General features: G+C 59.9%; 3 protein-coding genes. All 3 read right to left on the reverse strand.

Annotated features, from left to right (window positions below; all coding sequences use genetic code 11):
• Positions 1 to 156 precede the first annotated feature (156 nt).
• Positions 157 to 549, reverse strand: coding sequence for a hypothetical protein (locus tag ACWEIJ_RS45940; RefSeq protein WP_449843615.1), 393 nt, complete (start codon positions 547 to 549; stop codon positions 157 to 159).
• Positions 550 to 734: 185 nt separating this feature from the next.
• Positions 735 to 1,343 (reverse strand): hypothetical protein, encoded by a 609-nt coding sequence (locus tag ACWEIJ_RS45945; protein WP_449843616.1) that lies wholly within the window; start codon positions 1,341 to 1,343, stop codon positions 735 to 737.
• A partial coding sequence (locus tag ACWEIJ_RS45950; protein WP_449843617.1) for a hypothetical protein occupies positions 1,343 to 1,864 on the reverse strand: 522 nt, incomplete at its 5' end. The genes ACWEIJ_RS45950 and ACWEIJ_RS45945, both read right to left, overlap by 1 nt.

Consider the following 1,864-nt stretch of genomic DNA (forward strand, 5'->3'; position numbering starts at 1 on the left):
CAGCGACGCGGTTGATGTTGCCGGACGCGTCATAGCTGTAGTTGCGGTCAGCGATCACGTTCGCGGTCGTTGTTTCCCGATCCGCGATCGTGCGCACCAGCCTGCGAGTTCCGTCCTCCCGGTGCCTACGACATCTCCGCCTGTTGATACTCCGAATTACCAGGACTCGTCGCCCGTCAACACGATTACCACCTCGTCAGGCTCATCGGTGCCATCCCCGTACACTTCGACCCGGTTCTCCACATTCGGTACAGGAATGAGCAGCCGTACCGACTCATTCGGATCCGAAATCTCAAGTGATGCCTTGGGAAGAGTCAAACGCCCCGAGTAGACGACAACCTTCCCGTCTGGCTGATACGGCCCCTGAACGCATTGAATTGTGACAGGGCCACTCGCGGCTTGCCGGACAGAAATGTACAACGAGTCCGGGCCGCCGTGAACGATATCAGCCACCGAATCCCAGTCTTCATGCGCATCGACACTTTCAGGCGCGGCGGCTACAACAAGGCCGTGCGCGAACCTGGTTGTACATGAGGCGAAGAGCATCATCTAATTCTCCTACTGCCCTGTACTCAGCACCGGGAAGTGATAATACTCCTTGACGAGCTTTCACACGACGTCGCCCTGTTGTCGGGAGCATGCCTTGCAATGCGGATACACAGGCTGGTCATAGCGCCCGAGATGTCAGAGGGCGACGACTCCAGGAGCCGTCGCCCTCTGCAGGCCAACCACCTTCAGCTGATCTGGACACCGCCGATCGAGGTGCCCGGTGGCAGATCCTTGGTCTGGGCCCACAGTTGCCCGTGAATCGACCAGTAAACGTCCTCGTCAATGACCTCGAGGTTGTCTACCTCACTGTGACCGCCAAGGAACAGCGGCCTCTTGAAGCCCACGCACTTGCCGACAGGAACCTCATTTGGATGGACATCGCGCCACGCGTTGAACAAGTCCAGGGCGAGGAAGAGATCCGGTTCGTCAACCATGCACTGGTCGAACAGCTCCGGGATTTTCTCGTCGAGCTCGTAGACCTTGCCCGACCCAGGCTCCAACAGGAGCAGCATGCCCCCCCTGCGCAGATCCAGCACATACTGGCGGCCCAGCCAGTCTTGCGCGAATGGTCTGATCCTCACTGCCCAGTCCGGAAACATCGCATTAACGAGAACCTGGGCACGACGCGCTTGATCCTCTGTGAACACGCGGAGAACGCCGCCTCCGAACGAACACCCTGCGGCCAGGGTGGCCAGTTCAGCGAGTCCTGGCACCTGCCTGAGCGGCTCGATGTTGACGGGCGGCAACGCATCACCTCCGTCTGACGGGTACGCCGCGACGAAGCGTTCGAACATCAACATCTCCCCTGAATCGAAACACCGCAGATCGAAGTACCAACGGGATGGTTTCTGAGCCTAGCCGCGATCTGCGAACCAAGACTCGAGTTCACGCTGCCATCCAACGGAACAAGGTTGTCAAGGGTATCCGTACCACCGAGCTGAAGATCCCGCAGGTGGTCGCCGTGATGCCCATCGGGAACTGTCACACCCGAGTCTCGCAGCCGCTGTGCTGCGGACTCCTTCACCAGCCGCTCGGCTGTCGTCTTGCTGAGGTCACCTGTCGCAGCGATGTCGTCGAGGGCTCTGACCTTGCCGTCTGCGGCGATGATCTGATCCGAGTCCCAACCTTCCTTGTAGTACAGATCCAGGTGCACATCGCCTTGACGACCGCAGTTGTGGACGAGGACGGGCGTGCCAGCAATCACAACGTGATAGGTGTGGACGCCGTCGATGGTGAGGTCGTAGACCGGTTGAATCTGAGCGTAGCGCTGGACATCAGCCACCACCGGCCGCGATCCGTCCGGCGAGCGCAGGTG

This window comes from Lentzea sp. NPDC004789 (genome assembly GCF_053601075.1).

Bases quoted from the DNA above. Each gene is read 5' to 3' on its own strand.
- ACWEIJ_RS45940 (WP_449843615.1), bottom strand. From the start codon at position 549: ATGATGCTCTTCGCCTCATGTACAACCAGGTTCGCGCACGGCCTTGTT.
- ACWEIJ_RS45945 (WP_449843616.1), bottom strand. From the start codon at position 1,343: ATGTTCGAACGCTTCGTCGCGGCGTACCCGTCAGACGGAGGTGATGCG.